This window comes from Ruegeria sp. CJ3 (assembly GCF_056536725.1).
The window spans coordinates 181,933-208,928 of the sequence record NZ_JBQFQE010000005.1 but is presented as its reverse complement, the minus strand read 5'-3'; the positions used below and the strand labels follow the sequence as shown (position 1 = coordinate 208,928).

General features: G+C 62.0%; 31 protein-coding genes. 19 read left to right on the top strand and 12 right to left on the bottom strand.

Translation table 11 applies throughout. The features are described from left to right. Window positions 1–2: 2 nt before the first annotated feature. From ACR0J1_RS11365 to ACR0J1_RS11330, 8 genes are all read left to right on the top strand, one after another. The gene (locus ACR0J1_RS11365; RefSeq protein ID WP_480732935.1) at window positions 3–596 is read left to right on the top strand and encodes a hypothetical protein; all 594 of its coding nucleotides are present in this window, start codon (window positions 3–5) and stop codon (window positions 594–596) included. Then, window positions 593–1,135, top strand: coding sequence for a DUF805 domain-containing protein (locus ACR0J1_RS11360; protein WP_480732934.1), 543 nt, complete (start codon window positions 593–595; stop codon window positions 1,133–1,135). The genes ACR0J1_RS11365 and ACR0J1_RS11360 overlap by 4 nt, the downstream gene beginning before the upstream one ends. Continuing rightward, a complete protein-coding gene (locus ACR0J1_RS11355; protein WP_480732933.1) occupies window positions 1,132–4,089 on the top strand; it encodes a 2-oxoglutarate dehydrogenase E1 component in 2,958 nt (985 codons plus the stop codon). The genes ACR0J1_RS11360 and ACR0J1_RS11355 overlap by 4 nt, the downstream gene beginning before the upstream one ends. Window positions 4,090–4,092: 3 nt before the next feature. Next, window positions 4,093–5,610 (top strand): 2-oxoglutarate dehydrogenase complex dihydrolipoyllysine-residue succinyltransferase, encoded by a 1,518-nt coding sequence (gene odhB, locus ACR0J1_RS11350; RefSeq protein WP_480732932.1) that lies wholly within the window; start codon window positions 4,093–4,095, stop codon window positions 5,608–5,610. A gap of 2 nt (window positions 5,611–5,612) precedes the next feature. Continuing rightward, window positions 5,613–5,882 (top strand): hypothetical protein, encoded by a 270-nt coding sequence (locus tag ACR0J1_RS11345; RefSeq protein ID WP_480732931.1) that lies wholly within the window; start codon window positions 5,613–5,615, stop codon window positions 5,880–5,882. Window positions 5,883–6,015: 133 nt separating this feature from the next. Beyond that, window positions 6,016–6,408: an MAPEG family protein gene (locus ACR0J1_RS11340; RefSeq protein ID WP_480598553.1), complete on the top strand. Its 393-nt coding sequence runs from the start codon at window positions 6,016–6,018 to the stop codon at window positions 6,406–6,408. 58 nt (window positions 6,409–6,466) lie between these two features. Beyond that, entirely contained in the window at window positions 6,467–7,855 is a 1,389-nt protein-coding gene (gene lpdA / locus ACR0J1_RS11335) for a dihydrolipoyl dehydrogenase (RefSeq protein ID WP_480732930.1), read from the top strand. 114 nt (window positions 7,856–7,969) lie between these two features. After that, window positions 7,970–8,278, top strand: a complete 309-nt coding sequence (locus tag ACR0J1_RS11330; RefSeq protein WP_480734523.1) for an EthD family reductase — start codon at window positions 7,970–7,972, stop codon at window positions 8,276–8,278. 17 nt (window positions 8,279–8,295) lie between these two features. Here the strand turns inward: ACR0J1_RS11330 and ACR0J1_RS11325 are convergent, their stop codons facing one another. Genes ACR0J1_RS11325 through ACR0J1_RS11310 form a run of 4 tightly spaced genes read right to left on the bottom strand, consistent with a single transcriptional unit; the run spans window position 8,296 to window position 11,201 of the window. Next, window positions 8,296–8,901, bottom strand: coding sequence for a pyridoxamine 5'-phosphate oxidase family protein (locus ACR0J1_RS11325; protein WP_480732928.1), 606 nt, complete (start codon window positions 8,899–8,901; stop codon window positions 8,296–8,298). Then, window positions 8,888–9,628 carry a lysophospholipid acyltransferase family protein gene (locus tag ACR0J1_RS11320; protein WP_480732927.1) on the bottom strand — a complete coding sequence of 247 codons (741 nt, stop codon included), beginning with the start codon at window positions 9,626–9,628 and terminating at the stop codon, window positions 8,888–8,890. Before ACR0J1_RS11320 ends, ACR0J1_RS11325 begins: the two co-directional genes overlap by 14 nt. Next, window positions 9,628–10,527, bottom strand: a complete 900-nt coding sequence (locus ACR0J1_RS11315) for a cell division protein FtsX (protein WP_480732926.1) — start codon at window positions 10,525–10,527, stop codon at window positions 9,628–9,630. The genes ACR0J1_RS11320 and ACR0J1_RS11315 overlap by 1 nt, the downstream gene beginning before the upstream one ends. Then, window positions 10,524–11,201: a cell division ATP-binding protein FtsE gene (locus ACR0J1_RS11310; protein WP_480733048.1), complete on the bottom strand. Its 678-nt coding sequence runs from the start codon at window positions 11,199–11,201 to the stop codon at window positions 10,524–10,526. The genes ACR0J1_RS11315 and ACR0J1_RS11310 overlap by 4 nt, the downstream gene beginning before the upstream one ends. 182 nt (window positions 11,202–11,383) lie before the next feature. On the opposite strand from ACR0J1_RS11310, the gene ACR0J1_RS11305 reads away from it, so the two are divergent. Then, window positions 11,384–12,070, top strand: a complete 687-nt coding sequence (locus tag ACR0J1_RS11305; RefSeq protein ID WP_480732925.1) for a zinc-ribbon domain-containing protein — start codon at window positions 11,384–11,386, stop codon at window positions 12,068–12,070. Window positions 12,071–12,075: 5 nt separating this feature from the next. On the opposite strand, the gene ACR0J1_RS11300 is transcribed toward ACR0J1_RS11305, so the two are convergent. The 5 genes from ACR0J1_RS11300 to argH are packed head-to-tail and all read right to left on the bottom strand — an operon-like array spanning window position 12,076 to window position 17,694. Next, window positions 12,076–14,616: a TIGR02302 family protein gene (locus ACR0J1_RS11300; RefSeq protein ID WP_480732924.1), complete on the bottom strand. Its 2,541-nt coding sequence runs from the start codon at window positions 14,614–14,616 to the stop codon at window positions 12,076–12,078. A gap of 36 nt (window positions 14,617–14,652) precedes the next feature. Then, window positions 14,653–15,918, bottom strand: a complete 1,266-nt coding sequence (gene lysA / locus ACR0J1_RS11295; protein ID WP_480732923.1) for a diaminopimelate decarboxylase — start codon at window positions 15,916–15,918, stop codon at window positions 14,653–14,655. A 50-nt stretch (window positions 15,919–15,968) separates the two neighbouring features. Continuing rightward, on the bottom strand, window positions 15,969–16,118 hold the full coding sequence (locus tag ACR0J1_RS11290) for a hypothetical protein (RefSeq protein WP_480732922.1): 150 nt from the start codon (window positions 16,116–16,118) through the stop codon (window positions 15,969–15,971). A 5-nt stretch (window positions 16,119–16,123) separates the two neighbouring features. After that, window positions 16,124–16,300, bottom strand: coding sequence for an argininosuccinate lyase (locus ACR0J1_RS11285; protein WP_480732921.1), 177 nt, complete (start codon window positions 16,298–16,300; stop codon window positions 16,124–16,126). A 5-nt stretch (window positions 16,301–16,305) separates the two neighbouring features. Then, window positions 16,306–17,694: an argininosuccinate lyase gene (argH, locus tag ACR0J1_RS11280; protein WP_480732920.1), complete on the bottom strand. Its 1,389-nt coding sequence runs from the start codon at window positions 17,692–17,694 to the stop codon at window positions 16,306–16,308. 21 nt (window positions 17,695–17,715) lie between these two features. Between argH and ACR0J1_RS11275 the strand changes: the two genes are divergently transcribed. From ACR0J1_RS11275 to yddG, 10 genes are all read left to right on the top strand, one after another. Next, window positions 17,716–18,282 carry a TlpA disulfide reductase family protein gene (locus ACR0J1_RS11275; RefSeq protein ID WP_480732919.1) on the top strand — a complete coding sequence of 189 codons (567 nt, stop codon included), beginning with the start codon at window positions 17,716–17,718 and terminating at the stop codon, window positions 18,280–18,282. 73 nt (window positions 18,283–18,355) lie between these two features. Further along, entirely contained in the window at window positions 18,356–18,706 is a 351-nt protein-coding gene (locus ACR0J1_RS11270) for a hypothetical protein (protein ID WP_480734642.1), read from the top strand. Between the two features lie 80 nt (window positions 18,707–18,786). Continuing rightward, window positions 18,787–19,173, top strand: a complete 387-nt coding sequence (locus ACR0J1_RS11265; protein WP_480732917.1) for a hypothetical protein — start codon at window positions 18,787–18,789, stop codon at window positions 19,171–19,173. Further along, window positions 19,170–20,141 (top strand): sterol desaturase family protein, encoded by a 972-nt coding sequence (locus ACR0J1_RS11260; protein WP_480732916.1) that lies wholly within the window; start codon window positions 19,170–19,172, stop codon window positions 20,139–20,141. Before ACR0J1_RS11265 ends, ACR0J1_RS11260 begins: the two co-directional genes overlap by 4 nt. 90 nt (window positions 20,142–20,231) lie before the next feature. Next, on the top strand, window positions 20,232–20,411 hold the full coding sequence (locus ACR0J1_RS11255; protein WP_480732915.1) for a hypothetical protein: 180 nt from the start codon (window positions 20,232–20,234) through the stop codon (window positions 20,409–20,411). A 92-nt stretch (window positions 20,412–20,503) separates the two neighbouring features. Then, a complete protein-coding gene (locus tag ACR0J1_RS11250; protein WP_480732914.1) occupies window positions 20,504–21,337 on the top strand; it encodes an EAL domain-containing protein in 834 nt (277 codons plus the stop codon). 189 nt (window positions 21,338–21,526) lie between these two features. Beyond that, a complete protein-coding gene (locus ACR0J1_RS11245; protein ID WP_480732913.1) occupies window positions 21,527–22,702 on the top strand; it encodes an acetyl-CoA C-acetyltransferase in 1,176 nt (391 codons plus the stop codon). A gap of 188 nt (window positions 22,703–22,890) precedes the next feature. Then, the gene (gene phbB, locus ACR0J1_RS11240; protein ID WP_480732912.1) at window positions 22,891–23,613 is read left to right on the top strand and encodes an acetoacetyl-CoA reductase; all 723 of its coding nucleotides are present in this window, start codon (window positions 22,891–22,893) and stop codon (window positions 23,611–23,613) included. A gap of 306 nt (window positions 23,614–23,919) precedes the next feature. Next, window positions 23,920–24,867 (top strand): transcriptional regulator GcvA, encoded by a 948-nt coding sequence (locus ACR0J1_RS11235; protein WP_480732911.1) that lies wholly within the window; start codon window positions 23,920–23,922, stop codon window positions 24,865–24,867. Beyond that, window positions 24,864–25,730, top strand: a complete 867-nt coding sequence (gene yddG, locus ACR0J1_RS11230) for an aromatic amino acid exporter YddG (RefSeq protein ID WP_480732910.1) — start codon at window positions 24,864–24,866, stop codon at window positions 25,728–25,730. The genes ACR0J1_RS11235 and yddG overlap by 4 nt, the downstream gene beginning before the upstream one ends. Here the strand turns inward: yddG and ACR0J1_RS11225 are convergent. The 3 genes from ACR0J1_RS11225 to ACR0J1_RS11215 form a co-directional block, all read right to left on the bottom strand. After that, complete coding sequence (locus tag ACR0J1_RS11225; RefSeq protein WP_010443648.1) at window positions 25,727–25,891, bottom strand: YdcH family protein; 165 nt, start codon at window positions 25,889–25,891, stop codon at window positions 25,727–25,729. The two genes, yddG and ACR0J1_RS11225, sit on opposite strands and share 4 nt — an antisense overlap. A gap of 124 nt (window positions 25,892–26,015) precedes the next feature. Continuing rightward, complete coding sequence (locus tag ACR0J1_RS11220; RefSeq protein ID WP_480732909.1) at window positions 26,016–26,783, bottom strand: tRNA1(Val) (adenine(37)-N6)-methyltransferase; 768 nt, start codon at window positions 26,781–26,783, stop codon at window positions 26,016–26,018. Next, on the bottom strand, window positions 26,780–26,995 hold the full coding sequence (locus ACR0J1_RS11215) for a putative signal transducing protein (protein WP_170674716.1): 216 nt from the start codon (window positions 26,993–26,995) through the stop codon (window positions 26,780–26,782). The genes ACR0J1_RS11220 and ACR0J1_RS11215 overlap by 4 nt, the downstream gene beginning before the upstream one ends. Window position 26,996: the final 1 nt, after the last annotated feature.

Sequence of the window (26,996 nt, the reverse complement as noted above, 5' to 3'; positions counted from 1 at the left end):
GAATGGCGACAATCTCAGCCTGTCATTCGACGACTGATCTGACAATTCTGACGGATGAGCTGGTTCAATTGGGTTGGGCCGTTACCGCTCCAGATGAACTAGATGATAGGGCGATAGAATCCTATGCGGCGACCATCCTGCATCACCATATTGGTTTCGGCGAAGTATCCAACGCTCGAATAAAAGCATCTTGGGACTTGGCTCTTGCCACTGCCACTGGAGCACGCAATTTGGTTCAAGTGGCGGATTCGCCCACTGTGTCTCTTTGGTTTGTTTACGACGACACGGGCAGCGTTTTGCGTATAGCAAGCTTCACGCAAGGGGCCTACAGCCGAGTCTCTTGCCTCGCGTCATTTCGGGCGAGTGACATGCAAGAGCGTTTTCAGAAAATCTGGGGCGACACGGGCCAAAACCCAAATGCACTGCCCGTTTTTATGAACTTGCAACCGGTGTCGTACGAACACGAGGATCTCAAGCTAAGCCTGAATGTTTCTGTATTGAATAGCGAGCGTGTCTCAAACGCGACAGGTTCTGAAATCGAAGTGTCCTCGATATTCTCAGCGAGAACGACGCTGGAGCCGGAGGCCAAAGAATGACCTTCTCTGACGCCATCCGCACCTGTTTCTCGAAATTCTTCACCTTCTCGGGTCGTGCCTCGCGGCCTGAATACTGGTTCTTTTTCCTCTTCATCGTGATCTGGAGCATGATCGCAGGTTTCATCGATCTGAAGTTCTTCACTCAGGTCGCGGTGTCCGAGACTGCGACCTCGAAATCCGTCTCCGCCACGTCCTCGGGGCCGGTGCAGAGCCTTGTGACCCTGATCGTTTTCTTCCCGCATCTGGCTGTGGCGTTCCGGCGGATGCATGATACCGGGCGCAGCGGGCTTTATGCTTTGCTGCCGATCCTGCTGATCCTCGGGGCCTTTGCGGTTCTGATCTTCGGCATCGGGCTGGCCTCGCATTTCCGGCACGGCGGCAATCTGGACATCCTGTTCACCCGCGCCACCCTTTTGATCGTCCTTCCGACATTGCTTGTGCTGGCAGTGTCCCCCCTCCTGGTGCTGTGGTGGCTTGCCCGCCCCAGCCAGCCAGGCACCAACCAATACGGTCCCAACCCAACAGAGGTAATCCCATGACCGAACACTCGCCCAACGACCAGTTTCATGCCTCAAGCTTCATGCAGGGGCATAATGCCGAGTATCTGGAGCAGCTCTACGCTCAGTATACCCGGGACCCCGGTGCGGTGGATGCCGCCTGGGTCGAGTTCTTCAACGCCATGGGCGATGCCAAGCCGGATGTGCAGCGCGAGGCCGAGGGGCCGTCGTGGGCGCGGACCGACTGGCCTCCGATGCCTACGGATGACCTGACCGGGGCGCTGACGGGCGAATGGGCCGAGATTGATGCCAAGGCCGCCGGTAAGAAGATCAAGGACAAGGCCGAAGCCAAGGGGGTTGCGGTCAGCGATGACCAGATCAAGCGCGCGGTGCTGGACAGCCTGCGGGCGCTGATGCTGATCCGGGCCTATCGGATCCGGGGCCATCTGGCCGCCGACCTGGACCCGTTGGGGATGCGCGCTGCCAGTACGCACCCTGAACTGGACCCCAAGACCTATGGTTTCACCGATGCCGACATGGACCGGCCGATCTTTATCGACAACGTGCTGGGCCTGCAGATGGCCTCCATGCGGCAGATCGTCGAGATCGTGAAGCGGACCTATTGCGGCACGTTCGCGCTGCAATACATGCATATCTCGAACCCGGAAGAGGCCGCGTGGCTGAAGGAACGGATCGAGGGCTATGGCAAGGAAATCGCCTTTACCAAGGAAGGCCGCAAGGCGATCCTGAACAAGATGGTCGAGGCCGAGGGCTTTGAGAAATTCCTGCATGTCAAATACATGGGCACCAAGCGGTTCGGTCTGGACGGCGGTGAGGCGCTGATCCCGGCGATGGAGCAGATCATCAAGCGCGGCGGCGCGCTGGGGATCAGCGACATCGTGATCGGGATGCCGCACCGGGGTCGTCTGAACATTCTGGCCAACGTGATGCGCAAGCCCTACCGCGCCATCTTCAACGAATTCCAGGGTGGCAGCTTCAAGCCCGAGGATGTGGATGGTTCGGGTGATGTGAAGTACCATCTGGGGGCCTCGAGCGACCGCGAGTTTGACGGCAATTCGGTACACCTGTCGCTGACGGCGAACCCCTCTCACCTTGAGGCGGTGAATCCGGTGGTTCTGGGCAAGGTCCGTGCCAAGCAGGATCAGCTGAAGGACAAGGACCGCACCGCCGTCATGGGCATTCTGCTGCACGGGGATGCGGCCTTTGCCGGTCAGGGTGTGGTGGCCGAGGGCTTTGGCCTGAGCGGTCTGCGCGGGCACAAGACCGGCGGCACCATGCATATCGTGGTGAACAACCAGATCGGGTTCACCACCGCGCCGCACTTTTCGCGCTCCAGCCCCTATCCCACCGATATCGCGCTGATGGTCGAGGCTCCGATCTTCCACGTCAACGGCGACGACCCCGAAGCGGTGGTTCACGCCGCCAAGGTGGCGACCGAGTTCCGCCAGAAGTTCCACAAGGACGTGGTCATCGACATCTTCTGCTATCGCCGGTTTGGCCATAACGAGGGCGACGAGCCCATGTTCACCAACCCGATCATGTACAAGAAGATCAAGACCCATAAGACCACGCTTTCCTTGTATACCGAGCGGCTGGTCAAGGACGGCCTGATCCCCGAGGGCGAGATCGAGGATATGAAGGCCGCGTTCCAGGCGCATCTGAACACCGAGTTCGACGCCGGCAAGGATTTCAAGCCCAACAAGGCCGACTGGCTGGACGGGCGCTGGTCGCATCTGGACAAGAACAAGGAAGAATATGTGCGTGGCGACACCGCCATCACTCCCGAGACACTGGCCGAGGTCGGTCAGGCGCTGACCCATGCCCCCGACGACATCGCGGTGCACAAGACGGTGGCGCGCCTGCTGGATCACAAGAAGCAGATGTTCGAGACCGGCACCGGCTTTGACTGGGCCACCGGCGAGGCGCTGGCTTTTGGATCACTGCTGACCGAAGGCTATCCGGTGCGCCTGTCCGGACAGGACGCCACGCGCGGCACGTTCAGCCAGCGCCATTCCGGCTTTGTTCATCAGGAAACCGAAGAGCGGTACTATCCGCTCAATAACGTCCGCAAGGGGCAGTCGCAGTACGAGGTGATCGACTCGATGCTGTCCGAATATGCGGTGCTGGGTTTTGAATACGGCTATTCGCTGGCCGAGCCGAACTCGCTGGTGTTGTGGGAGGCGCAGTTCGGCGATTTCGCCAACGGCGCGCAGATCATGTTCGACCAGTTCATCAGCTCGGGTGAAAGCAAATGGCTGCGCATGTCCGGTCTGGTCTGCCTGCTGCCGCACGGGTTTGAAGGGCAGGGCCCCGAACACAGCTCGGCGCGGCTGGAGCGGTTCCTGCAGATGTGCGGTCAGGACAATTGGATCGTAGCGAACTGCACGACGCCTGCGAACTATTTCCACATCCTGCGCCGTCAGCTGCACCGCACCTTCCGCAAGCCGCTGATTCTGGTGACGCCGAAATCGCTGCTGCGGCACAAGCTGGCGGTCAGCACCGCCGACCAGTTCACCACCGGGTCCAGCTTTCACCGGGTTCTGTGGGATGACGCGCAGCATGGCAATTCGGACACCAAGCTGGTGGCGGATGACAAGATCAAGCGGGTCGTCATGTGTTCGGGCAAGGTCTATTTCGATCTGCTGGAAGAACGCGACGCGCGCGGCATCGACGATGTCTATCTGCTGCGGATCGAGCAGTACTACCCCTTCCCCGCCCATTCGCTGATCAACGAGCTTGAGCGGTTCAAGGGGGCCGAAATGGTCTGGTGTCAGGAAGAGCCCAAGAACCAAGGGGCCTGGAGCTTTATCGAGCCCAATATCGAATGGGTCCTGACCCGCATCGGCGCAAAGCACAAGCGTCCGGTTTATGCCGGTCGCGCCACCTCGGCCTCGCCCGCGACGGGTCTGGCCAGCCAACACAAATTCCAACAAGAAGCGCTGGTGAACGAAGCGCTGAGCCTCAAAGGAAAGTAAGCGATGACGATTGAAGTTCGTGTTCCCACGCTTGGCGAGTCGGTGACCGAAGCCACGGTTGCGACATGGTTCAAGAAACCCGGTGACGCTGTGGCCGTGGACGAAATGCTGTGTGAGCTGGAGACCGACAAGGTCACGGTCGAAGTGCCCTCGCCCGCCGCGGGTGTGATGGGTGAGATCGTTGCCGCCGAAGGTGAGACGGTGGGCGTTGATGCCCTGCTGGCCACGATTGCGGCAGGTGAAGGCGCGGCACCCGCCCCTGCGGCGGCCCCGGCCCCGGCTGCGGCAGCTCCGGCAGCTTCGGGCGGCAGCGTTGACGTGATGGTGCCCACGTTGGGTGAGTCGGTGACCGAGGCGACCGTCTCGACATGGTTCAAGCAGGTCGGCGATGCCGTGGCACAGGATGAGATGCTGTGTGAGCTGGAAACCGACAAGGTCTCGGTCGAGGTTCCGGCCCCGGCTGCGGGTGTTCTGGCCGAAATCGTAGCGCCCGAAGGTGCGACCGTGGATGCGAGCGCCAAACTGGCGGTGATCTCGGGCGCGGCGGCGGGGGCTGCTGCAGCCCCTGCAGCGGCGGCGGCGCAGGCGACAGGCGGAAGTGATGTTGGCGGCAAAGACGTGGCCAACGCGCCCTCGGCTGAGAAAGCTATGGCCGAGGCCGGTCTTTCCGCCGATCAGGTCACCGGAACGGGCCGCGATGGCCGCATCATGAAAGAGGACGTGGCAAAGGCCGTTGCAACGGCGTCGGCCCCAGCGCCTGCGGCGGCTGTGCCCGCCCCCGCTGCCCAAGCGCCGCGCGCGCCTGTCGCTGCCGACGATGCCGCCCGCGAAGAACGTGTGCGCATGACCCGTCTGCGCCAGACCATCGCCAAGCGCCTGAAGGATGCCCAGAACACCGCCGCGATCCTGACCACCTATAACGAGGTGGACATGACTGAGGTGATGGCCCTGCGCAACCAGTACAAGGACCAGTTCGAGAAGAAGCATGGCGTGCGTCTGGGGTTCATGTCCTTCTTCACCAAGGCCTGCTGCCACGCGCTGAAAGAAGTGCCCGAGGTCAATGCCGAGATTGATGGCACCGACATCGTCTACAAGAACTTCGTCCATATGGGCGTTGCTGCCGGTACGCCGCAGGGTCTTGTGGTTCCGGTGATCCGGGATGCGGATTCGATGTCCTTTGCAGCGATCGAGAAAGCCATCGCCGAGAAGGGCAAGCGCGCCCGCGACGGCAAGCTGTCGATGGCCGAGATGCAGGGTGGTACCTTCACCATTTCGAATGGCGGTGTCTACGGCTCGCTGATGTCTTCGCCCATTCTGAACCCGCCGCAATCGGGCATTCTGGGGATGCACAAGATCCAGGACCGCCCAATGGTCATCAATGGCGAGATCAAGATTCGTCCGATGATGTATCTGGCCCTGTCCTATGACCACCGGATCGTTGACGGCAAAGGCGCGGTCACCTTCCTTGTGCGCGTGAAAGAGGCGCTGGAAGACCCGCGCCGCCTGCTGATGGATCTGTAATCATGGCCACGCATGTTCTCTGGCAGGCCGATGTGGCCGATTTCAACGCCTGGCTGAAAGTGTTCCGCGAAGACCGCAAGGTGCGCGAGGCCTCGGGTATCCGCGACCTGCATGTCTGGAAAGACCCCGACCAGCGCGACCATGCGGTGGCGATGTTCGAGGTCGCAGACCTTGAACGGGCGCGCAAGTTCTTCGACTCGGAAGAACTTGCCATGCACCACGAACGTGGCGGCGTGGCCCATATTCAGGTCAAGCTTCTGGAGCCGGTCTGACCGGCCATGAAACCCCCGTGTGCAGGGTCACCCCTGCACACGCCACCGCACTTACGCGTGAGCCCCGCCTGCCCATCAGCCTTCGAGATGTTAGTCCCGAACCCGGACACTCATCAAAAAAGGATATGTGATCATGTCTTCGGAACTTTCCATTCTTGCGCTTTATGGCCTGCTGGTCGTGGTGATCATCCTGCTGAACATCCTGACCGCCATGTCGCAGGTCGGGCTGATGACGCTGGGCGGCGCGCGCGATGACATGCCGCCGCTGACGGGCGTGGCCGCGCGGGTTGAACGCACGCTGTCGAACTCGGTCGTGGCGATGGCGCTGTTTGCGCCTGCGGTGCTGATCCTAGCGGCGCGCGACGGCTTTACCGCTGGCACCTTGCTGGCGGCGCAGGTTTTCCTGATCGCACGCATCGCTTTCGTCCCGGTTTACGCCTTTGCCATCCCGGTCCCGTTCCTGCGCACGCTTGTCTGGCTGGCGGGATTTCTTTCAACCGTTTATCTATACCTTATGGCCCTGTAAGGCCTGACTACCGCGCCCCGGATGCGGGCGCGGTCGAGACACATCAAGGAGTGCCCCAATGTCCAGCTATGACGTCATCGTAATCGGAGCCGGCCCCGGCGGCTATGTCTGCGCCATCCGCTGCGCCCAACTGGGGCTGAAAACCGCCGTAGTCGAAGGGCGCGAGACGCTGGGCGGTACCTGTCTGAACGTAGGCTGCATTCCGTCCAAGGCGCTGCTGCATGCCTCGCACCAACTGCATGAAGCCGAGCATAACTTTGCCAAGATGGGCCTGAAGGGCAAATCACCGTCGGTCGATTGGAAGCAGATGCAGGCCTATAAGGATGAGGTGATCGACGGCAACACCAAGGGCATCGAATTCCTGTTCAAGAAGAACAAGATCGACTGGCTGAAAGGCTGGGGCTCGATCCCTGCTGCCGGTCAGGTCAAGGTCGGCGACGAGGTGCATGAGGCCAAGAACATCATCATCGCTTCGGGCTCCGAGCCTTCGTCGCTGCCGGGTGTGACCGTGGATGAAAAGGTCGTTGTGACCTCGACCGGTGCGCTGTCTCTGGGCAAGGTTCCCAAGAAGATGGTTGTGATCGGTGCCGGTGTGATCGGGCTGGAGCTGGGCTCGGTCTATCAGCGACTGGGTGCCGAGGTGACGGTGATCGAATACCTCAAGGAAATCACGCCGGGCATGGACCCTGAGGTTCAGAAGACCTTCCAGCGTATCCTCAAGAAGCAAGGTCTGAAATTTGTCATGGGCGCGGCGGTGCAAAAGACCGAAGCGACCAAGACCAAGGCCAAAGTGACCTACAAGCTGCTGAAAGATGACAGCGAGCATGTGATTGACGCCGACACCGTTCTGGTTGCCACGGGGCGCAAACCCTATTCGGATGGTCTGGGGCTGGATGCTCTGGGCGTTGAGATGACGCCGCGCGGTCAGATCAAGGTGGGTGCGGATTGGCAGACCAACGTGCCGGGCATCTACGCCATCGGCGACGTCACCGAAGGCCCGATGCTGGCCCACAAGGCCGAGGACGAGGGCATGGCCGCCGCCGAGCAGGTTGCAGGCAAGCATGGTCATGTGAACTATGGCGTCATTCCGGGCGTGATCTACACCTGGCCCGAGGTGGCCAATGTCGGCGAGACCGAGGCGACCCTGAAAGAACAGGGCCGCGCCTATAAGGTCGGCAAGTTCATGTTCATGGGCAATGGCCGCGCCAAGGCGAATTTCGCCGCCGACGGGTTTGTCAAAGTCCTTGCCGACAAGGACACCGACCGTATTCTGGGCGCACATATCATCGGCCCAGCAGCAGGCGATCTGATCCACGAGGTCTGCGTTGCGATGGAATTCGGTGCCTCCGCCGAAGATCTGGCCCTGACCTGCCATGCGCACCCGACCTATTCCGAAGCGGTACGCGAGGCCGCACTGGCCTGTGGCGACGGGCCGATTCACAGCTGATGCCCAGACATCTCTGAACAAATAGAAGGCGACCAAATGGTCGCCTTTCGCTATGATGGGCAGCAGTTTCTATCCAAAACAATTTCAGATGTCGTAGAAAGAGGAAGCAAGAAGATGCCGGTTACCCTTCAGGTCATGTACCCGATTACGGATGATACCCATTTTGACTATGACTACTATGTCGACACGCATTTGAAGATTGTCGGTGAGCATCTCGGCGCGTTTATTGACAGGACACTGGTGACAAAAGGGGTTGCAGGCGGACCGGACACACCACCGGGTTTCTATGCCATCGCCAGCATTGTCTTTCCAACTCAGGATGCGATGGATGCCGCTATGGCCGCGAGTGGCCCGGTCATGGGAGATTTGCCCAACTTTACCAATGTGCAGCCCACGCTTCTGATCGGTGATGTGATCGGCTAATTGAGGACGCCGCGCAGCTACCACATTGTGCGGGCCGCGCGGGCACCCCATTCCTGATCATAGCGCGTGCCACCCTCTTCGCCTTGGGTCATCTCGGCCAGAATCTCTCCGGCACTTGGCAGGTCAGCGCTTTCGTCACCGGATGTCCAGGTTCTGGCCCGCATCAGGGCGCGGGCGCATTGGGTGTAGATCTCGGCGATTTCGATAACGATGACGGTGGCGGGTTGTTTGCCGTGCTTTTCAAAGCGGGCGCGCAGCGTTTCATCCGCCGTCAGGCGCGCCGAACCGTTGACCCGCACCACGGTGTTTGAACCGGGCACCATGAACATCAGCGCCACGCGCGGGTCCCGCACGATGTTGCGCAGACTGTCCAGCCGGTTGTTGCCGCGCCAGTCCGGCAAGGCCAACGTGCCCGGGTCCAGTTCCAGCACAACAGGCCCGTCATCGCCGCGCGGGCTGCCGTCGACGCCTTCGGGGCCCACGGTGCTGAGTACGCAAAGCCGCGCGGTCATGATCCATTTTCGGTAGAGCGGCGTCAGTCGCCGGGCCACCTTGCGCAGCGAGGGTGCGCCGGGTGTGCCATAAAGCCCTTCAAGCGTCGTTATGTCTTCAATGAACTGCATCCGGATCAAATCCCACTTCGCGCATCAATGCGTTTGAACCTGTTTCGATGACGTCCTCAAGCCGCTCCAGAAAGGCGTCCCGGCCAACGCCGGGTTCGATCGGGTCGAGGAAATCGACGATTGCCGTGCCGGGTTTGCGCAGGATGCCGGTTCTGGGCCAGAACACGCCCGCGTTTGTGGCAACCGGCACGCAGGGATAACCCAACCCCTCATAAAGCACCGCAGTCCCCACCTTGTAGGGTTTCGGAACACCGGGCGCCACGCGGGTGCCTTGCGGGTAAATCACCAGCTGGCCGGGTTCGCTGAACTCTTTGGCCACATCCTTGACCATCTTGGCCACCGCCACGCCTCTCTTGCCGCGATCAACCGCCACACAGCCCAGCCGGCGGGCATACATGCCGATGACCGGGGTCCACAGAAGCTCTTTCTTCATGATGAACTTGCCATGGGGGATGGCGCTGAAGATCATGATGATATCGAGGAAGGACTGGTGCTTGGCGGCGATCACCACCTCTCCGGTCGGAGGGTTTCCGCGGATTTCGCTGCGGATACCGACCATCCAGCGCGCCAGCCACATGGTCGTGCGGGCATAGGTCATGCAGGCCCGCGCCGCTCCGCGTTTGGCGAACAGCGCGTAGGGTGCAAAGACAATCCCAAGGATCAGCATCCACGCGTAAATCGTGAACATGAAGATCAGCGACCGTATCCATTGAAGGGCCATGAACATCACGAAAGCTCCTTTAACTTGCGCCGCGCCGCCGACCATGTGGCCAGAAACGCAACCGTCGCGCCCAAAAGCGGGATCAGCACGGGCAACAGCCAGCCAGCCCCCTGAAACCCGAGCCCGGTCAGAAATCCACCCGCGTCCGAGGCTTCGGGCAGCAGCAGAACACCGGACATGCCCAGCAGGGTGCCGACCCCGGCCCCGAACAGCGCGCGGAAGGTAAACCGCCGCACGAAGGCCCCGGCGATGAAACGGTCGCGGGCACCGACCAGACGCAGGACCTCGATGATCTGGGCGTTGGCGGCCAGCGAGGCATTGGCGGCAAGGGTGATCATCGCAGCCGTGGCCCCACCGATCAGCAGGATCGAGATCCAGCCCAGCCGCCGCAGCGACACGGCGGCATCCACCAGCGGTTCGCGCCAGCGGGTGTGATCATCCAGCACCGCGCCGGGCACTTCGGCCCCCAGACGCAGGCGCAGACCGGCCGCGTCCAGACCGGGCGGGCCTTCGATGATCTCGATCAGTTGTGGGACCGGCAGCGTCTCGAGCGGCAGGTCGGGCCCGAACCAGGGCGACAGCAGTGCCGCCTGTTCTTCGCTGGTCAACGCGCGGGCCGAGGCGACGCCGGGGGTTTGGCGTAATACGGTCAGCGCAGCCTCGGTCTGGGCGGCGCGCTGGTCGGCGGGGGCGTTGATCCGCAGCGTGGCGGCCCCGGCCAGTTCCGAGGCCCAGCGATCCGCCAGCCGCCCCGAGGCCAGCGACAGGGCCAGTGCAAAGACGGCCAGAAAAGCCATCGCGCCCGAGACGAACAGGGTCAGTTGCGCGGTAAACCCGGTGGGCGGCACCACCCGGTCGGCGCGGCTGTCGCGGCGCAGCAGGTTGCGGATGTCTCCCTTGCTCATAGATCCGCCCCCGCAAGCTGCAGGCGGCGCTGGGAAATCCGCAGCACCCGCGCCTGAACCTGACTTTTGGCGGCGCGGATCAGGGAAAGGTCATGGGTCGCGATCAGCACGGTCTTGCCCATCCGGTTCAGCTCGACCAGCAGGCGCAGCAGGCGTTGCGACATCTCCCAGTCGACATTGCCGGTGGGTTCATCCGCCAGCACCACGTCCGGCGACAGGATGACGGCGCGGGCCAGTGCGGCGCGTTGACGTTCACCGCCCGACAGTTCCGGCGGCAGCGCTTCAAGGCGGCTGCCCAGCCCGACCCAGCCCAGCAGTTCGGTCAGATCATTTTGTTCGCCCGCCTCTGCCCGGCCCGACACCATCAGCGGCAGGGCGACGTTTTCAGCTACGCTCATGTGATCGAGAAACCGACAATCCTGATGCACGACGCCGATGCGACGGCGCAGCAGGGCCATCTGATCGCGGTCGAGCCGCGCGATATCTTCGCCAAAGGCGCTGAGCCGCCCCGAGGTCGGCAGCAGAGCGCCATAGCACAGCTTGAGCAGCGTGGTCTTTCCCGACCCGGACGGCCCGGTCAGGAAATGAAACGACCCCGGTTGCAACTGCAGCGACACATCGCTGAGCAATTCACCGCCGCCATAGCTGTAGCTGATATGGTCCAGCTCGATCACGCCTGCCCCCTTTGTTCTGCTCACCTCTTGCCCGAGCGCAGCGGCGGTTTCAATGCCTCAGGCGGGTCCAATTGGCGACACTTGGTCCGCGATAACGAAAACGCGCTTTGCTGTTGGGTCTTAACGGAATATCATCCCTGAAAAAACGACAATCAGGCCTGCTTGGCGGGTCAGGAGGCAGAATGCGTTTAACGTGTCCGAATTGCAGCGCCCAGTATGAGGTTCCGGACGAGGTGATCCCCGATGGCGGGCGCGATGTTCAGTGTTCCAACTGCGAGCAGACGTGGTTTCAGGCCAAGGCCCAGAAGGTCGCGCCACCCCCGGCACCCGAGGTCGAAGAGGTCGCCGATGACATAACAGAGCCTGCGGAAGCCGCCGAGGCAGAGCCTGAAGCTGCCGAAGAGACCGGCAATGTCGACCCGGCGGTGGCCAACATCCTCAAGCAGGAGGCCGCGCGCGAGGCCGAGCTGCGTGAGCAGGAAGGCAGCAGTCTGGAAAGCCAGCCCGATCTGGCGCTGGAAACCCCCGAAGAACCCAAGGTCAAACCAAAGCGCCCCGCCGCGACCGAGACCGCAGCGGATGCCGGCCAGAAAGATGCGCTGCCGGATGTCGAGGCGATCAATTCCGGCCTGCGCAGCGATTTGACGTCAGACGATGCCGAAGCCGCCCCGGCGCGCAAGTCCGGCGGGTTTTTGCGCGGCTTTGCCCTGATCGTCATCATTGGAGTCATTCTGCTGCTGATCTACGGCAACGCCACCCAGATCAGCGAAGCGGTGCCACAGGCCGATCCGGTGCTGCAATCTTATGTCTCGCTGATCGATCAGGCGCGGGTCTGGCTTGAGGCGCAGACCGGCGGCGCGCAGAACTAAGGCGTTCAGAACCGCTCAAGCAAGCGTTTGAGATACTCCAGCTCGATCTGGGGCCGGTCGGTTTCACCGGTGCGGCGGCGGATTTCGTCCAGCAATTCGCGCGCGCGGCGATAGACGTCTTCGCCCTGCAGCAGGTTATCCTCGGTTGAGATTGACCCGGCGGCCCCCGGCGCTCGACCCAGCGGATCGCGGTTGTTGGCCTCCATATCGCCCGCCTCGGTGCCCTGACCCGGCTGGTTCTGCTGGTTCTGGGCCAATGCCTCACCCAGCGAACGCATACCTTCGCGCAGCGCCTCCATCGCTTCGGATTGGCGGTCGATCGCTTCGGCCAGATCGTCGCCGCGCAGGGCATCCTCGGCCTCGTCCATGGCGCGGCCCGCGCGGCCCAGCGCATCGCGCGCGGCTTCGCCCTCGGGGGTGCCGCCCCCGGGCAGGCCCTGTTCCTGACGCTGCAATTCATCCCGCAGCGCCTGCTGACGGTCCGCCAATGAGGGCTGACCCGAGTCGCCATCCCCCGCCTGATCCTGCGAGCCCTGACCCTGACCGTCATGGCTCTGCCCCCGGCCTTGACCGCCCGAGCGGCCCTCGTTGCCCTGACTTTCGCCCGCCTGAGCACCGGGGTTAAACTGTTCCTGCAGGTCGCGGAAAGCCTGATCGCTGAGGCCCTGTTGTTCGCGCAGCGTCTCGGCCAGCCCTTCCATGGCCTGTTGGCCTTCGGATTGGCCGCCCTGACCCTGGCCTTGGGTGACGCGCATGTTTTCCATCATCTGCTGGAACTCCTCCAGCGCCTGCTGCGCCTCGGCCATGCGGCCCTGTTCCATCAGTTCCTGTATGCGGTCCATCATCCGCTGCAGGTCATCCTGCGTCATCTGCAGGGTTTCACCGTTGGGCCCTTGCTGGCCCTGCTGCGTCTCGCCGTTTTCCTGCGCCAGACGTTGCAATTGGCGCATGTAATCCTCGGTCGCCTCGCGCAGTTCCTGCATCAGCTCGGCGATTTCCTCGTCGGTGGCGCCGTTCTGCATCGCCTCGGTCAGACGTTCCTGCGCGCGGCGCATCCGTTCCAGCGCATCGGCCAGCGTGCCGTCCTCGATCAGAACCGCCAATTCCCACAGGGCCTGCGCGATCTCTTCCTGTTGCTTGGCATTCAGCGCGCCGTGGCGGTCAAAAGTTTCCAGCCGCCGCAGGATCACCCGCAGGCGCAGATAGGCCGTGTCGGACCGGAACAGGTCCTCGGGCAGGTGCGAGACGGCACGCAGCAGTTGCGACACACGCAGCGCATTTTCGCGCGACCAGAGCAGGTCGCGGCGCTGCTCGGCCACCGCTGCGGCCAGCGGATCAAAGAACCGCCGCGCGGGCAGGTTGGCCAGATAGGGCTCGGCCACGGTTTCCTGATCTGCGGCATCGCGGGCCATCAGGGTGATCTTCACCGGCAGATGCGCCCATGGGTGCTGCGAGAAATCCTCGATCAGGTCTTCGGTGAAATCGGTGCGGTCGCCGGTGATCGGCATCGGCAGTTCGACCGTAATGCTCTCGCGCGGTTCGGGGTCGGTTGCCAGACCGAATTCGCGGTTCACCGCGGCCAGATCCAGTTCGATCCGGGCCGAACCGGAGGTGATGCCGTAATCATCCGCCGCCGCAAAGGGCAGCTTCATCTGACCCCCGGCCTCGGATTCCGGCGCGTCGGCCACCGCGATCTGGGGGGCAGTGTCGGCGAGGATATTCAGCCCCCAGTCCCGTCCCGCGGGGCCTTCGATCCGCAACAGGCCCGAGCGGTCGGCGACAAAATCCTGTTCCGGTTCCGTGGCGGCCTCGGTGCCCAGCGGCGTTGTGGTTTCGGTCAGGCTGTGGGCGCCGACCTCTCCGTAAAACCGCAGCGTGATGCGGCTGCCCTGGGGTACGGACAGCGTGGCGTCGGTCTGATCCGCCAGATACAGCGTCGGCAATCCGGTATAGCGCGGCGGCTCAACCCAGCCTTCCCAGCTGGGCCCCTGCCCGGCCTGCGCGGTTCCGGGCGTCATATCGGCCACCGAACCGATCCGCCAGAACGAGCCGAAGAGGGCCCCCACCACCAGCGCCAGCAACGCGGCATAGCGCAGGGCGTAGGGGTCACGCGCGGCCAGCCGCAGATCGGGTTTCACCGGTTCGGCCTGCGCCGCGCGCGCCGCCATGCGGGCCTGATGGGCCTGCCACAGAGCGACCGAATCCGCATCCATCGCGCCGATGGCCTGATCGTCCAACAGCGCCTGAATGGGCCGCCCCGGCAAGGTTTCATCCAGCCGCACCAGCGCCTCGGCCCGGGTTGGCAGGTGGCAGCGCCGGACCCCGAGGACCGCGGTTGCGATCAGGGCCAGAAGGCCGATACCGGCACAAATCCAGACGGTTTCGATGCGCACAAGGTCCTGCAGCCCCAGCATCAGGGCTGCCAACAGGGCCATCAGGATCGAGAAGAAGGGCCAGAAGGCGCGTAAAACCTGCTCGGCCAGCATCCCTGCATGCGTCAGCCACAGGGATAGTCTTGGGATCGGCAGGTTTGATACGTCGCGCAAGGCGGGCCTCCTGATCGGGCCCGCGCGCCTATCGCGTCAAAGCCACCCCGGTATGGTATCGCGGTTTATGATTTCGTCAAAGCTTGGCCGTTCACGAATTACGGCAAATTGATCCCCGTTCACCAGAACTTCGGGGATCAGGGGGCGGGTATTGTATTCGCTGGACATCACCGCGCCATAGGCACCTGCACTGCGAAACGCGATCAGGTCACCCGATTTCAGCGGCGGCATGTTGCGCTGCTTGGCGAAGGTATCCCCGGATTCGCAGACCGGGCCGACGATATCATAGGGCTGTTGTTCGATCCCGGGGGCGGGTTCGTCTACGGCAACAATATCGTGATATGCCTCATACATTGCAGGACGGATGAGATCGTTCATCGCGCCGTCGAGAATCAGGAAATCGCGATCTTCACCGGATTTGACATAGATGACCTTACTGACCATCAGACCTGCGTTGCCCGCAATCAGACGACCCGGTTCGATTTCGATCTCACAGCCCAGATGGCCCAGTGTTTTCTGGATCATCGCGCCATATTCGACCGGCAGCGGCGGCGCATCGTTCGAGCGTGTGTAAGGGATGCCCAGACCGCCACCCAGATCCAGACGGCGGATGTTGTGGCCCTCGGCGCGCAGACGCTCAGTCAGGTCGGCGACCTTGTGATAGGCCAGTTCAAACGGCTCCAACTCGGTCAGTTGCGACCCGATATGCACGTCGATGCCGATCACTTCCAATCCCGGCAGGCTGGCGGCCAGTGCATAGACCTCGGAGGCGCGCGAAATCGGGATGCCGAACTTGTTCTCGGACTTGCCGGTGGCGATCTTGGCGTGGGTCTTGGCGTCCACATCCGGGTTCACCCGCACTGTGATCGGCGCAACCTTGCCCAATTCTAGCGCAACCGCGTTGATCACCTGCATCTCGGGTTCGGATTCGACGTTGAACTGACGGATACCGCCGGTCAGAGCGGTGCGAATCTCATCCGCCGTTTTACCGACGCCCGAAAAGACGATCTTTTCGCCCGGCACACCGGCGGCCTTGGCGCGCAGATACTCCCCGCCCGAGACCACATCCATCCCCGCACCGGCCTGCGCCAGCGTCTTCAGGATCGCCTGATTGCTGGCCGCTTTCATCGCATAGCAGACAAGGTGGTCGGTGCCCTCAAGCGCATCATCGAACAGCTTGAAATGCCGAAGCAGGGTTGCCGTGGAATAGACATAGAACGGGGTTCCGACCGCGGCAGCGATTTCGGAAATGGGGACATCCTCGGCGAAAAGCGCGCCGTCGCGGTAGAGAAAGTGATCCATGACAGGGCGCTTAGACCAAAAGAGGCATTCGGATCAATTGATTCCGCGCTTTATCCGCCGGTCGACACGCCAACACGCCCATAGCCCGACATCGATATACCCGTGCCGCTGGGTCTGGCCTCGGGGTCCGGGCGGGGCGGGCTTGTTGGGTCGCAGGCCGCCAGCAGGGCGACGATCAAGCCCGCGATAATGGGTTTCAAAGGGCTCACAGCCCCAGATAGACACCCAGACCGCCGCGGCGCAGGCCGACGCCGCCGCCGACATGGGTGCCGCTGGTGCCGACGCCGATATTGGCGCTCATGGTGGGTTGGATGGGTTCGCCGTCGGCGCCGCATCCCGCAAGGGCGGCTGTGGCCGAGATCACTGCCAACACACGCATCATTCGCATCACACCATCGCCTTCCATCGCTTGATCTGGGCCCGCACCTGATCCGGTGCAGTGCCGCCATAAGACTGGCGCGAGTTTACCGAATTTTCGACCGTAAGGACAGAATAGACGTCATCGGTGATATCGGCATGGACCGATTGCATATCGTCCAGTGTCAGATCGGGCAGGTCGCAGGTCTTGGCTTCGGCCATGGCAACAAGCGATCCAGTGACATGGTGCGCATCGCGGAATGGCAGGCCCAGCACCCGCACCAGCCAGTCGGCCAGATCGGTCGCGGTCGAGAACCCCGACCCGGCGGCGGCGGCAAGGCTTTCGCGGTTAGCGGTCATGTCCTTGACCATGCCCTCCATCGCGGCCAGCGCCAGCATCCAGTTGTCGGCGGCGTCAAAGACCTGTTCCTTGTCTTCCTGCATATCCTTGGAATAGGCCAGCGGCAGGCCCTTCATGACCATCATCAGCGCGGTATTCGCCCCGTAAATGCGACCCACCTTGGCGCGGATCAGTTCGGCCGCGTCGGGGTTTTTCTTCTGCGGCATGATAGACGAGCCGGTCGAGAACCGATCCGACAGCGTCACGAACCGGAACTGGGCCGAGGACCAGATCACCAGTTCTTCGGCAAAGCGCGACAAGTGGACGGCGCAGATCGAGGCGGTCGACAGGAACTCCAGCGCGAAGTCGCGGTCGCTGACGGCGTCCAGCGAGTTGGCAGCGGGGCGATCAAAGCCCAGCGCCTCAGCAGTCATCTGGCGGTCGATTGGGAACGAGGTACCTGCCAGTGCGGCGGCCCCCAGCGGAGATTCGTTCATCCGGGCGCGGGCATCGCGGACGCGAGACAGATCGCGGCCAAACATCTCGACATAGGCCATCATGTGGTGGCCCCATGTCACCGGCTGGGCGGTTTGAAGGTGGGTGAAACCGGGCATGACCCAATCGGCCCCGGCCTCGGCCTGCGCCAGCAATGCGCGGATCAGGGCCAGCAGGCCAGTTTCGGCGGCATCCAACTGATCACGGACCCAGAGTTTGAAGTCAGTCGCCACCTGATCGTTGCGCGAACGCCCTGTGTGCAGGCGGCCTGCGGGCTCTCCGATCACTTCTTTCAGCCGCGCCTCGACATTCATGTGAATGTCTTCCAGCGCGGTTGAAAACTGAAAATCTCCGCTCTGGATTTCTGACAAGACTGTGAGCAGCCCTTCCCGAATGGCCTGCGCGTCATTATCAGTAATAACGCCTGTGGCAGCCAACATGGCGGCATGGGCGCGCGAGCCTGCGATGTCTTGGGCTGCCATCCGCTGATCGAACCCGATCGAGGCGTTGATTGCCTCCATGATCGCGTCTGGACCAGCGGCAAAGCGGCCGCCCCACATCTGGTTCGAAGATTGATCGGTCATGTAAGAAAACCCGGAGTTGATATGCGCCTATTTCGTCTGATCCCCCTTTATATGGCCCTCGCGCTGGGTGCAAACGCGGCTTTGGCTGCGGATGTCGAAACCCTGAAGCCATTGCGTGAAGGGACCCTGAAGCGGTTGATCCTGCACAAAGAGCCGAAAGAGGCCAAGGTGATCGAGTTTCAGCTGGAAGACGATGGCGGTGTCGGCACGCTTGAGGACTATGCGGGCAAATATGTGCTGGTGAACTTCTGGGCCACGTGGTGCGCGCCCTGCCGCAAAGAGATGCCCCAGATCGCCGAATTGCAGGAAGAGTTCGGCGGCGACAAGTTTCAGGTTCTGACACTGGCCACCGGGCGCAACACCCCTGCCGGGATCAAGAAGTTCTTTGACGAGAACGGCATCGCGAACCTGCCCCGCCATCAAGACCCCAGCTCGGCCGCTGCACGCGAGTTTGGCGTCATCGCCCTGCCGATCACGGTGATCCTGAACCCCGAGGGTCAGGAAATCGCGCGACTGATTGGCGATGCCGAGTGGAACTCGGAGAGCGCGAAGGCGATTGTGTCGACCCTTGTGGGTGGCGAAAGCTGATAGAGAATTAGGCAGCATCATGTTAACTTCCCACTTGTTTTGAGTGGGAGGTTTATTCGTGAAAACCATTTCAATGATCGCTGCGGCGGTATCGGTTGTTTTTGTGTCGGCGGTTATGGCGCAGGCCAAGGACATCAAGAAGGAAAGCCAGTTTCTTGAAGCAGTGGCCGACAAGGAACTTGTCGGGACCAACGCCAAACTGACGATTGGCTCGGACGGCAAAATCTCTGGCCAGCAGAGCAACGGGACCAAATTTGCTGGCGCGTGGGTCTGGAACAAAAGGTTCTGGTGCCGAACTCTGGTCGTTGGTGGCAATCAAGTGCCTCAGGATTGCCAGAAGGTGACCGTGGATGGAAATCAGGTCACGTTCATCCGCAACAAAGGCAAGGGTGACTCCGGCGGCACATACACCATCACAAAATAGATGAACCGGCATCCCGGCTGACGCAACGCCACCTTTGACACTTGTTCCCCTCCTTTGCAGTTTGGCCGCAGGAGGATGGAATGCCGTTGGAAATACTCTTGGTGCTGGTTGTCGGCGGCATTGCCGGGATCACGCTGCTGCTGCATCTGACGGGCAAGTCCCGGCTGCATTTGCTGACGGTTGAGACCGCGCCGGATCAGTGGCTGCGGCATTTCCCGGATGACACAGTGATCGACGTGACCGTGGCCCATGACGGCCACGCCGCCCTTGTGCGGACCGAGATCGGCGCCGGGCTGCTCTGGTCCTTCGGGGCCGACACCGTGGCGCGGCATCTGCGGGATTTCGACTGGCTCGAGACCTCTGACGGCATCGACGTGCAGTTCCACGACTTCAGCACCCCCCGCGCGCGCCTCCGCCTTGACGAAACCGAGCGCCAGCATTGGCAACACGTGATGGACCCGGAATGACTGACCAGATTACCTTTCCCGACGCGGTGCAATGGGCTGTGCCTTTCTTCATCGCTGCCATTCTGGCCGAGTTCCTGTGGATCGCCGTCAAAGGCCGGGGCGGGCGGTACGAGACGCGCGATGCCGTGACCTCGTTAATCATGGGGGCGGGCAATATCGCGTCGGGCTTTCTGCTGGGCTTTATCGCCTATGCGTTCTTTATGTGGCTGTGGCAGATCACGCCCTTGAACCTTGGCACATCGATCCCAGTGATTATCCTGTGCTTTGTGCTGGATGACCTGCGCTATTACTGGGTCCACCGGTTCGGGCATCGCATCCGCTGGGTCTGGGCCAGCCATGTGAACCACCACAGCTCGCAGCATTACAACCTGACCACGGCGCTGCGGCAGACATGGACCTATACGTTCACTTTCATGATGGTGGTGCGCGCGCCGCTGATCCTGCTGGGGTTCCACCCGGCAATGGTGCTGTTTGTCGGTGGGCTGAACCTGATCTATCAGTTCTGGATTCACACCGAGGCCATCACCAAGATGCCCCGCTGGTTCGAGGCAGTGATGAACACCCCCAGCCATCACCGCGCCCATCACGGGCGCAACGCGCGGTACTTGGATTGCAACTATGCAGGCGTGTTCATCATCTGGGACAAGATGTTCGGCACGTTTGTGCCCGAACAAGAGGATGACCGCGTCGATTACGGGCTGGTCCACAATATCGGCACGTTCAACCCCCTGCGCGTGGCCTTTCACGAATGGGTCGGCATCTGGCGCGACGCGACACTGCCGGGGCTGACGCTGCGCCAGCGGCTGGCCTATTGCTTTGCGCCGCCGGGCTACAGTCATGACGGCAGCCGGGACAGCTCGGCGCAGATCAAGGCCAAGCATCTAGCCCGCCACCCCGAGGACCGTGGAACGCCCGGATTCGAGCAATTTGATGCGCCTGCGCCCAATCCACGGGCAAAACAGGCCTGAATGTCGGCGGAAAGGCGCAAAAGCAGTTGATTTCTGGCCCCAAGGCTCCATATGAGACGTCAGTTTCTATCCGAGTAGCCCGAGGCCGTTATGACCCGCATCATCACCATCTCAACATCTGTTGGTCTGACCGGCCTGGTGCTAGCCATGCTGGCCGCCCTCAGCACGGCCTCGCCCGCGGCGCTGACGCTGGGCTTTGTCATGACGGTGCTGGGGCTGATCGGCGCGGTAGCCGGGGCGGCGGGACGCGCGTGGCACTCGGTGCGCTGATCTTTCGCACCCGGAAAACCGTATTCTCTTAACCGCAGATTCATCTGTTTGACCTGAAATCAGGCCATCCCTTTGGTGGACAGGCTTGAGATATGCGGGACAGGAAACTGGCAGACATGCCCGAAGGCGCGGACAATCCGCTGAACGCGGCGGTGACGTCGCGGGACGGCTCCGCCGTGCAGATGGCGACGGACGCAGTTAAGCATAAACAGTGCAGGCTGGCCTTTCAGCCGGTCATGCAGGCGCAGCCGCCGCAGGGCGTGGCCTTTTACGAAGGGTTCATCCGCGTGCTGGACGAAACCGGCCGCGTGATCCCGGCGCGTGAATTCATGCCGCAGGTCGAACATACGCCCATTGGCCGCGATCTGGATTGCATCGCGCTTGAGATGGGGTTGCGCACCCTGATCCGGAACCCGGGCATTCGGCTGTCGATCAATATGTCGGCCCGCTCGATCGGTTATGCGCGCTGGTCGCGGGTGCTGGACCGGTTCCTGAAGAAAGACAGCTCTCTGGGAGAGCGGCTGATTCTGGAAATCTCGGAAAGCTCGGCCATGCAGGTGCCCGAACTGGTGGTTGATTTCATGGATCGCCAGCAGACCCGGGGCATTGCCTTTGCGCTGGATGATTTCGGGGCCAGCAATTTCAGCTTTCGTCATTTCCGCGAGTTTCTGTTCGACGCCGCCAAGATCGACGGCCAGTTCATCCGCGGGGTCGCCCATGACCGGGACAATCAGGCGCTGGTCCGTGCCCTGATCGCCGTTGCGCGAGAGTTCGAGATCCTCGTCACCGCCGAATCGGTCGAAAGCGCCGAAGATGCGAAGTTCCTGATAGCCAACGGTGTCGATTGCCTGCAGGGGTTCCTGTTTGGTGCCCCGTCTGTCACACCGCCATGGATACCGGAAAAGCCCGCCAAAACCGGCAGTTGACCGATCGCGACACGCAAAAGGCCGCCGTAGTTGACGCTGAGACAAGCTGTCCGTTGCTGCACTTGCAGCATTCCTGTATCCCAGAGCATACTGGAGCAAGGGATCGCGCCGCCTCTTTTGACTGAGAAATCTCTCTCGGTCAGCGCCGCCAGTTTCCCTACAGGACCTTGACGGTAAAGGATTGACTATATGACCAACGTAGTAATCGCATCCGCCGCACGCACAGGCGTCGGCAGCTTTGGCGGTTCGTTTGCGAACACACCTGCACATGATCTGGGCACCGCCGTGCTTGAGGCCGTCGTCGAACGCGCCGGTGTCGAGAAGGGCGAGGTAAGCGAAACCATCATGGGTCAGGTCCTGACCGCGGCGCAGGGTCAGAACCCCGCACGTCAGGCGCATATCAACGCTGGTCTGCCGCAGGAAAGCGCGGCCTGGGGTATCAACCAGGTGTGCGGCTCGGGCCTGCGCGCGGTTGCGCTGGGTGCGCAGCACATCCAGCTGGGCGATGCCGATATCGTCGCCGCTGGCGGGCAGGAAAACATGACCCTGTCGCCCCATGCCGCCGCCCTGCGCGCCGGTCACAAGATGGGCGACATGAAATATATCGACACGATGATCCGCGACGGACTGTGGGATGCGTTCAACGGCTATCACATGGGCCAGACCGCCGAGAACGTCGCTGAAAAGTGGCAGATCAGCCGCGACATGCAGGATGAGTTCGCCGTTGCATCGCAGAACAAAGCGGAAGCGGCCCAGAATGCGGGCAAATTCGCCGACGAGATCGTCCCCTTCACCATCAAGACCCGCAAGGGCGACATCGTGATGGACAAGGACGAATACATCCGCCACGGCGCGACCATGGAAGCGATGGCAAAACTGCGCCCGGCCTTCACCAAAGACGGTTCTGTCACGGCAGCGAACGCCTCGGGCCTGAATGACGGCGCGGCAGCGACCCTGCTGATGTCGGCAGAGAATGCCGAAAAGCGCGGGATTGAGCCTCTGGCCCGCATCGCATCTTACGCCACCGCTGGTCTGGACCCGTCGATCATGGGTGTTGGCCCGATCTACGCGTCGCGCAAGGCGCTGGAAAAAGCGGGCTGGTCGGTTGACGATCTGGATCTGGTTGAGGCCAACGAAGCCTTTGCCGCGCAGGCCTGCGCGGTAAACAAGGACATGGGCTGGGATCCATCGATCGTGAACGTCAATGGCGGCGCGATTGCCATTGGTCACCCCATCGGTGCCTCGGGCTGCCGGGTTCTGAACACCCTGCTGTTCGAGATGAAGCGCCGTGACGCCAAGAAGGGTCTGGCGACCCTCTGCATCGGCGGCGGCATGGGTGTCGCCCTGTGCGTGGAGCGTGACTAAGGGCTTTGACACGTAAATAGAAAAGGGCGCCCGATCGGCGCCCTTTTTTGTTACAAATCCCCTCTATCCCCCCGGATGCGACAATATTGACGACCAGAAAGATCACACTGACCACGAAACGATATTGCGCAATCAAACCCATCAAAGTAACAGAATTACCAAGACGGTCAGAATTGAAGGAGTCCTAAATGGCACGTACAGCACTCGTAACCGGCGGTTCCCGCGGCATCGGCGCAGCAATTTCCAAGGCGTTGAAGGCCGAAGGATACAATGTCGCCGCCACCTATGCAGGCAACGACGAAGCCGCGGCAAAATTCAGCGAAGAGACCGGCATCAAGACCTATAAGTGGAACGTCGCAGATTATGACGACTCCAAAGCAGGCATCGAAAAGGTCGAGGCCGAGGTTGGCCCGATCGACATCGTCGTCGCCAATGCGGGCATCACCCGCGACGCGCCGTTCCACAAGATGACCCCGGAACAGTGGCAGCAGGTGATCGACACCAACCTGACCGGCGTGTTCAACACCGTCCACCCGGTCTGGCCCGGTATGCGCGAGCGCAAGTTCGGCCGCGTGATCGTCATCAGCTCGATCAACGGGCAGAAAGGCCAGTTCGCGCAGGTGAACTATGCCGCGACCAAGGCGGGTGATCTGGGCATTGTGAAGTCGCTGGCGCAGGAAGGCGCACGCGCGGGCATCACCGCCAACGCAATCTGCCCCGGCTATATCGCCACCGAGATGGTGATGGCGGTGCCGGAAAAAGTACGCGAATCCATCATCGCTCAGATCCCTGCGGGCCGTCTGGGTGAGGCGGAAGAGATCGCGCGCTGCGTGACCTTCCTGGCCTCGGATGATTCTCAGTTCATCAACGGGTCGACCATTTCGGCCAACGGCGCGCAGTTCTTCTCGTAACCTGACGCCTTTTGTGAACGAAAACGGGCCGGTCCGCGCAGGACCGGCCCTTCTTGTATCCCGTAAGTCCGCGCGCGCTGCGGTCAGCGGGAACCGAACAACCACGACCAGATGCGGGCGACGGCCTTGCCGCGTTCCTGATGGGCGCGGTGGATGGCGCTTTGAATGGCGGGGTTGGTCGTCACTTCGATCATGGCGGGACCTCGTTCTATCAAGTTAATCTTGCCTTGCCATCAACATGGCCGTTATCTTGCAGGCGCACAAACGAGAGTTTTCACCGCTTCAGTTCAGAATAATTTAACCGAAATGCCTGACCGCCTGCCCCCTTTGACCGCCTTACGCGCCTTCGACGCCGCCGCGCGGCATATGTCTTTTTCCCGCGCCGCGGATGAGCTGAACGTGACCCCTGCCGCCCTGTCCTTTCAGATCAAATCGCTGGAGGAGCATCTGGGCCACCCCCTGTTCCGTCGTCTCAACCGCGCGGTAGAGCTGACCGAGGCCGGGCGGACACTGGCCCCAGGCGCCGCCGACGGGTTTGCCGCTCTGCAGGCCGCGTGGCAGGCCACACGGCGACTGCAGGATGAAACCAGCCTGACCGTGACTGCCGGGCCCGCGCTGACGGCGAAGTGGTTGGCGCCGCGTTTGTACGAGTTCGCCCGGGCCAATCCCGGGATTGACCTGAAGTTCTCGGCCACTTTGCGCAATATGGACCTTGAGCGCGATGATGTGGACGTGGCGATCCGCTTTGGATACGGACCCGATGAAGGTCTGTATTCCGTTCCCGTGCGCAAAGAGTGGCTAACGCCGGTGATGACCCCTGAATTGGCTGAACAATACCCTACGCCCGAGTCTCTGCGCGAGGCCCCGCTGATCCACGATGACTCGATCAGTTTTCTGAAACCGCGCTGCGACTGGCCTGCATGGTTCCGCGCCGTGGGGCTGGATTTCACCCCGACTCACGGGGCGCATTTTTCGAATGCGGATCATGCGATTGACGCCGCTGTCGCCGGGGTTGGCGTGGTGCTGGGACGACGCGCGATGATCCTGAAAGACCTGACCGAGGGTCGGCTGGTGGCCCCCTTCAAAGTAGCACTGGAGACCGCCGGACGGTTCCGGTTCCTTTGCCTGCAAGGGGCCGAGAAACGGCCCCAGATCGCCGCGTTCCGCGACTGGTTCATAGCCGAGATTGAAAAAACCGCGCATATATCGGATGAGTTCGAGATTATCCCTGTCGAGAAAGTGACCACCGAATGAGCAAAATGAGTGCGACCGCAATCGGCTTTGTCGCTGTGTTGCTGTGGTCCTTACTGGCGCTGTTCACGGTAGGCTCGGCCCCAACGCCGCCGCTGCTGTTGAACGCGATCTGTTTCACCATCGGTGGAATGCTGGGTCTGATCTGGACCATGGTGTCGGGCGGGTTGGGGCAGCTGCGTCAGATCGCGTGGACAACCTATCTGTTTGGTGCGATTGGTCTTTTTGGCTATCACGCGCTGTATTTTTCGGCCCTGCGCATGGCCCCGGCGGCCGAGGCGGGGTTGATCGCCTATCTCTGGCCCTTGCTGATTGTGCTGCTGTCTGGCCTGCTGCCCGGAGAGCACCTGAAACCGGGTCACCTGATCGGGGCTTGCCTTGGCTTTACCGGCGCCGCCGTCATCATCACCGGTGGCGGCAGCGCCGGGTTTCAAGTCCAGCATCTGCCCGGCTATGGGCTGGCGCTGCTGTGCGCGCTGACATGGTCGGGGTATTCCGTTCTGTCGCGGAGGCTGGGCGATGTGCCCACAAGCTCGGTCGCAGTATTCTGCATCTTGACCGCTATTGCCTCGTGGATCTTGCATTTTGTTGTGGAAGAAACGGTCTGGCCGAAGGGCACGTTGGGTTGGGCCTCGACCCTAGCGCTGGGGCTGGGACCGGTCGGGCTGGCCTTTTATGTCTGGGATATCGGGGTCAAGCGTGGAGATATCCAGATACTGGGCACCGCCTCATACGCGGCACCTTTGCTGTCGACGCTTGTGCTGGTACTGGCCGGGATCGCCGCCCCGTCCTGGGGTCTGGCGATCGCGGCCTTGTTTGTCACCGGTGGCGCTGCCGTCGCGGCCCGCGCCAGCCTGTCGTCTTAAGCTGACAGGCGCTCGATCTCTTCTTTCAGCTTCAGCTTCTGCTTTTTCAGCTGCGCGATATGGAGATCGTCGATGCCAGGTGAGCGTTGCGCCTCTTCCACTTCAAGACCGAGAATTTCGTGTTTCTTCTTCAACTCCGTCAGATGCGCGCTTACGCTCATGGCGGTCCTCCTTCTCTGGTTGGTGAGTGTCACGTAAGAAGTTGACCACATCATTTCCAGCCTGTCACGCTGCAGACGCACAGAATCTGTCCTAAATCCGACAATTTCGGCTGGTCATCGCCGATCAGGCGAAAAATCCGGTCAGATCCGCGCCCTGCCGCAACACCGCCGAGACCTGAGGGGTATAGCTGTCACCGTCGGTTAGATGCCGGTCACCTTCGTGCAAAACCAGCGGCGCATGCAGGCGGAACGCGGCCCGCCCGCCCTTTCTGGCGCGCAGGATCACAAGTTCGGCATCGCGAGCCGCGCGCGGCGACAGCGGCAGCACCTCGACTGACCCCAACCGACCCGCACATCCCGTCAGCATATCGGGCAGACGGTCGGCTTTCTGGATCATGTGCAGGTATCCGCGCGGGGCCAGACGGCGGGCAGCGGTGTCGATCCAATCGGACAGCGGTGTATCCTCGCCCAACGCAACCCGCCGCCCCGGATCGACCGAGGGGCTGTGCGCACCGGGTTTGTAATAGGGCGGATTGGCGATGACGTGGTCGAACTGCATCTGGCGCAGGTCATCCGGCAGGGCGTTCAGATCCGCCTGCACCACGGTCAGCGCGGCGTTTTCAGCGGCGTTCCGGCGCGCCAGTTCCGCATAGGCCGGTTGTAGCTCGACCCCCGTCGCCCGCAGCTGTGGCACCCGGGCCATCAGGCATTGGATCGCGGCCCCGGCCCCGCAGCCCAGCTCCAGCACAGACTGACCCGCGCGCGCCGGGACCGAGGCCGCCAGCAGGACCGGATCGACCCCCGCGCGGTATCCGGACCGCGGCTGCCACAGGCGCACGCGGCCACCCAGAAAATCGTTGCAGGTCAGGTCGCTGTCGGAAAAACTGCTCATCGGCCCAGCGGGATCTCGTTATCGCGCATGACACGTTCGGCCCGGGTCAGGTCATCGGCGCGCACCATCAGGCGGCGGGGGAAGATCCCGATGCCGCCTTCGAGGATGCTCATGTTTACGTCCATCTGAAAGCAGTCTATATCCTCGCCCTTAAGAAGGGCGGTTGCAAAGGCCAGGATGGTCGGATCGGTGCTGCGCAACAGTTCTTTCATG

Bases quoted from the DNA above. Each gene is read 5' to 3' on its own strand.
- ACR0J1_RS11275 (WP_480732919.1), top strand. From the start codon at position 17,716: ATGCGCCTATTTCGTCTGATCCCCCTTTATATGGCCCTCGCGCTGGGT.
- phbB (WP_480732912.1), top strand. From the start codon at position 22,891: ATGGCACGTACAGCACTCGTAACCGGCGGTTCCCGCGGCATCGGCGCA.
- ACR0J1_RS11270 (WP_480734642.1), top strand. From the start codon at position 18,356: ATGATCGCTGCGGCGGTATCGGTTGTTTTTGTGTCGGCGGTTATGGCG.
- yddG (WP_480732910.1), top strand. From the start codon at position 24,864: ATGAGCAAAATGAGTGCGACCGCAATCGGCTTTGTCGCTGTGTTGCTG.
- odhB (WP_480732932.1), top strand. From the start codon at position 4,093: ATGACGATTGAAGTTCGTGTTCCCACGCTTGGCGAGTCGGTGACCGAA.
- lpdA (WP_480732930.1), top strand. From the start codon at position 6,467: ATGTCCAGCTATGACGTCATCGTAATCGGAGCCGGCCCCGGCGGCTAT.
- ACR0J1_RS11320 (WP_480732927.1), bottom strand. From the start codon at position 9,628: ATGTTCATGGCCCTTCAATGGATACGGTCGCTGATCTTCATGTTCACG.
- ACR0J1_RS11360 (WP_480732934.1), top strand. From the start codon at position 593: ATGACCTTCTCTGACGCCATCCGCACCTGTTTCTCGAAATTCTTCACC.
- ACR0J1_RS11325 (WP_480732928.1), bottom strand. From the start codon at position 8,901: ATGCAGTTCATTGAAGACATAACGACGCTTGAAGGGCTTTATGGCACA.
- ACR0J1_RS11250 (WP_480732914.1), top strand. From the start codon at position 20,504: ATGCGGGACAGGAAACTGGCAGACATGCCCGAAGGCGCGGACAATCCG.
- ACR0J1_RS11245 (WP_480732913.1), top strand. From the start codon at position 21,527: ATGACCAACGTAGTAATCGCATCCGCCGCACGCACAGGCGTCGGCAGC.
- ACR0J1_RS11345 (WP_480732931.1), top strand. From the start codon at position 5,613: ATGGCCACGCATGTTCTCTGGCAGGCCGATGTGGCCGATTTCAACGCC.
- ACR0J1_RS11355 (WP_480732933.1), top strand. From the start codon at position 1,132: ATGACCGAACACTCGCCCAACGACCAGTTTCATGCCTCAAGCTTCATG.
- ACR0J1_RS11260 (WP_480732916.1), top strand. From the start codon at position 19,170: ATGACTGACCAGATTACCTTTCCCGACGCGGTGCAATGGGCTGTGCCT.
- lysA (WP_480732923.1), bottom strand. From the start codon at position 15,918: ATGGATCACTTTCTCTACCGCGACGGCGCGCTTTTCGCCGAGGATGTC.
- ACR0J1_RS11255 (WP_480732915.1), top strand. From the start codon at position 20,232: ATGACCCGCATCATCACCATCTCAACATCTGTTGGTCTGACCGGCCTG.
- ACR0J1_RS11330 (WP_480734523.1), top strand. From the start codon at position 7,970: ATGCCGGTTACCCTTCAGGTCATGTACCCGATTACGGATGATACCCAT.
- ACR0J1_RS11365 (WP_480732935.1), top strand. From the start codon at position 3: ATGGCGACAATCTCAGCCTGTCATTCGACGACTGATCTGACAATTCTG.
- argH (WP_480732920.1), bottom strand. From the start codon at position 17,694: ATGACCGATCAATCTTCGAACCAGATGTGGGGCGGCCGCTTTGCCGCT.
- ACR0J1_RS11285 (WP_480732921.1), bottom strand. From the start codon at position 16,300: ATGATGCGTGTGTTGGCAGTGATCTCGGCCACAGCCGCCCTTGCGGGA.
- ACR0J1_RS11215 (WP_170674716.1), bottom strand. From the start codon at position 26,995: ATGAAAGAACTGTTGCGCAGCACCGATCCGACCATCCTGGCCTTTGCA.
- ACR0J1_RS11235 (WP_480732911.1), top strand. From the start codon at position 23,920: ATGCCTGACCGCCTGCCCCCTTTGACCGCCTTACGCGCCTTCGACGCC.
- ACR0J1_RS11315 (WP_480732926.1), bottom strand. From the start codon at position 10,527: ATGAGCAAGGGAGACATCCGCAACCTGCTGCGCCGCGACAGCCGCGCC.
- ACR0J1_RS11220 (WP_480732909.1), bottom strand. From the start codon at position 26,783: ATGAGCAGTTTTTCCGACAGCGACCTGACCTGCAACGATTTTCTGGGT.
- ACR0J1_RS11305 (WP_480732925.1), top strand. From the start codon at position 11,384: ATGCGTTTAACGTGTCCGAATTGCAGCGCCCAGTATGAGGTTCCGGAC.
- ACR0J1_RS11225 (WP_010443648.1), bottom strand. From the start codon at position 25,891: ATGAGCGTAAGCGCGCATCTGACGGAGTTGAAGAAGAAACACGAAATT.
- ACR0J1_RS11340 (WP_480598553.1), top strand. From the start codon at position 6,016: ATGTCTTCGGAACTTTCCATTCTTGCGCTTTATGGCCTGCTGGTCGTG.
- ACR0J1_RS11265 (WP_480732917.1), top strand. From the start codon at position 18,787: ATGCCGTTGGAAATACTCTTGGTGCTGGTTGTCGGCGGCATTGCCGGG.